3 protein-coding genes and 1 pseudogene are annotated in these 2113 nt (G+C 73.6%); 3 read left to right on the top strand and 1 reads right to left on the bottom strand.

Annotated elements, in window-relative coordinates; translation table 11 throughout:
- The first annotated feature begins 110 nt into the window (after positions 1–110).
- The 3 genes and pseudogenes from JNW87_RS37980 to JNW87_RS37970 all read left to right on the top strand — a co-directional run bounded on the left by JNW87_RS37980 (position 111) and on the right by JNW87_RS37970 (position 1595).
- Positions 111–788, top strand: a complete 678-nt coding sequence (locus tag JNW87_RS37980; RefSeq protein WP_238455397.1) for a BON domain-containing protein — start codon at positions 111–113, stop codon at positions 786–788.
- An 80-nt stretch (positions 789–868) separates the two neighbouring features.
- Positions 869–1048, top strand: a complete 180-nt coding sequence (locus JNW87_RS37975; protein WP_238455396.1) for a hypothetical protein — start codon at positions 869–871, stop codon at positions 1046–1048.
- A pseudogene (locus JNW87_RS37970) lies at positions 1045–1595 on the top strand (DsbA family protein). Before JNW87_RS37975 ends, JNW87_RS37970 begins: the two are co-directional and overlap by 4 nt.
- A gap of 22 nt (positions 1596–1617) precedes the next feature.
- Here the strand turns inward: JNW87_RS37970 and JNW87_RS37965 are convergent.
- Positions 1618–2113: LuxR C-terminal-related transcriptional regulator (locus tag JNW87_RS37965; protein ID WP_238455395.1), on the bottom strand; the 496-nt coding region annotated here is incomplete at its 5' end.

Genomic DNA, 2113 nt, shown 5'->3' with positions numbered 1-2113 from the left:
GTGGGGGTGGGTCATCCGGGGGTGGGTGAGGGCGGGTCACCCCGGGGACGGTCAGGATCGGGGTTGGCGGCATGCGTGCCGCGAAATCCGCATCTGTGAAGGAGTGACCGATGGCCACCGCAACCGTCACCCGGACCGACCAGGACATCCAGACCGATGTCCTCGACGAGCTGACCTGGGAACCCCGGGTACGCCCCAACGAGATCGGGGTGACCGTCACCGAAGGGGTGGTGACGCTGACCGGCTGGGTGGACAGCTACGCCAAGAAGTGGGCCGCCGAGCGGGCCGCGCACCGGGTGTCCCGGGTCCGCGCGGTCGCCAACGACCTCGCCGTCCGGATCGCCACCTCGGCCGAGAAGAGCGACCCGGAGATCGCCTTGGCGGCCACCCGGGCCGTGGAGTGGGACGCCTTCGTGCCGATCGAGGCCCTCAACGTGACCGTGGCGGACGGCTGGGTCACCCTGCACGGCGAGGTCGAATGGGAGTACCAGCGCCGGGCCGCCGAGCGCGCGGTCGGCCGGCTGACCGGCGTACGCGGGGTGAGCAACGGCATCACCGTCCGGCCGGCGGTCCGGGCCGACGGCCGCGACCTGGCCGAGCGGATCGTGGACGCGTTGGCCCGCAACGGCGCGACCGAGGCCGAGGGGATCAGCGTCCGGGTGCACGGCGACACCGTCGTGCTGGAGGGCCTGGTGCACTCGGTGCCCGAGCGCGAGGAGATCGAACGGGTCGTCTGGTCGGCGCCCGGCATCCGCGAGGTGCACAACCACGTCGCGGTGGGCCGCTGAGCGGACCCGGCCGGGCGGCCGGGGGAACCACCCGGGCCGGGTGATCCGGGCTCACCCGATGCGGAGCGAGGGTGGAACGCATGACTGATCCGAACGGGCTGATCAGATCCGGGCGTCCCGCGCCCGGCCGCACCCTGCCGGCGACCCGGGGCACGGTCGCCGGGAACCACCCCTCCGCGGCCGACGTCGACCCCGGCGCGGACGGCATCCTCGACGCCCGCGAACGGTCGGCGGCGGATCGGCGGGTGACGGCCGGATGACCACGCCACTGCAGGTCACCACCGCGAGGCTGCGGATCCCGGTGACCGAGGTCGACCACGCCCGCGGGCCGGCGGAGGCGCCGGTGACCCTCGTCGAGTACGGCGACTTCCAGTGCCGGTTCTGCGGCGCCGCCCACGCGAACCTGACCGAGCTGCTGCGCCAGCGCGCAGACCAGGTCCGACTGGTGTACCGGCACTTCCCCATCGCCAACGTGCACCCGTACGCGGAGAGCGCGGCGGAGGCGGCGGAAGCCGCGGCCGGCGGGGACGGTACTGGGAGATGCACGACTGGCTGTACGAGCACCAGGATCAACTCGACCCGGTGCACCTGTCGCTCGGTGTCGAACAGCTCGGGCTGCCGCCCGACGAAATCGACGCCGAGGTGACGGGGCACGCGCACGCCGACCGGGTCCGGCGAGACTTCGTCGGGGGCATCCGCAGTGGCGTCACCGGCACCCCGACCCTGTTCGTCAACGAGGTCCGCCACGACGGCGGCTACGACCTGGCGGACCTGCTGGCCGCGGTGGACGCCGCCGCGAACGCCTGATCAGGTCCGGGTCGGCGCGCCGTCAGATCAACCGGAGCTCACGGGCCCGCCGGACCGCCTCGCGCCGGCGGGTCGCGTCGAGCTTGCGGTAGATATTGCGCACGTGCGTCTTCACCGTGTTGACCGACAGGGACAGCTCGTTGGCGATCTCCACGTTGGACAGGATGCTCTGCAGGTACCGCAGGATGGTCAGCTCCCGCTCGGTGAGCGGCTCGTCCAACGCCCGCTCCGGCGCGCCCGGCCGGTCCGCCGAATCGTCCGCGCGCCGCTCGTCCGCGCCGCGGACCAGGTCGCTCACCGTCGGCCAGTGCGCGGTGCCGGAGTCCAGGTGGGCGGCGAGCAGGTCACGGAATCCGGGCTCCGCGCGGGTGAAGACCCGGCGGTATCCCGCCGGCTCGGCCAGGTCGAGCACCCGCTCCACGATTCGACCGGCCCGCCGGTCGTCGCCACCCTCCCGGGCCAGGACCGCGTCGAGCACGCCGGCGGCAAGGCGTACCGGCAGCGGCCAGGACCCCGCG

The organism is Micromonospora sp. ATA51 (genome assembly GCF_016802855.1).
Taxonomy (GTDB): Bacteria; Actinomycetota; Actinomycetes; order Mycobacteriales; family Micromonosporaceae; genus Micromonospora; species Micromonospora sicca.
This window is presented reverse-complemented; position numbering and strand designations above follow the sequence as displayed.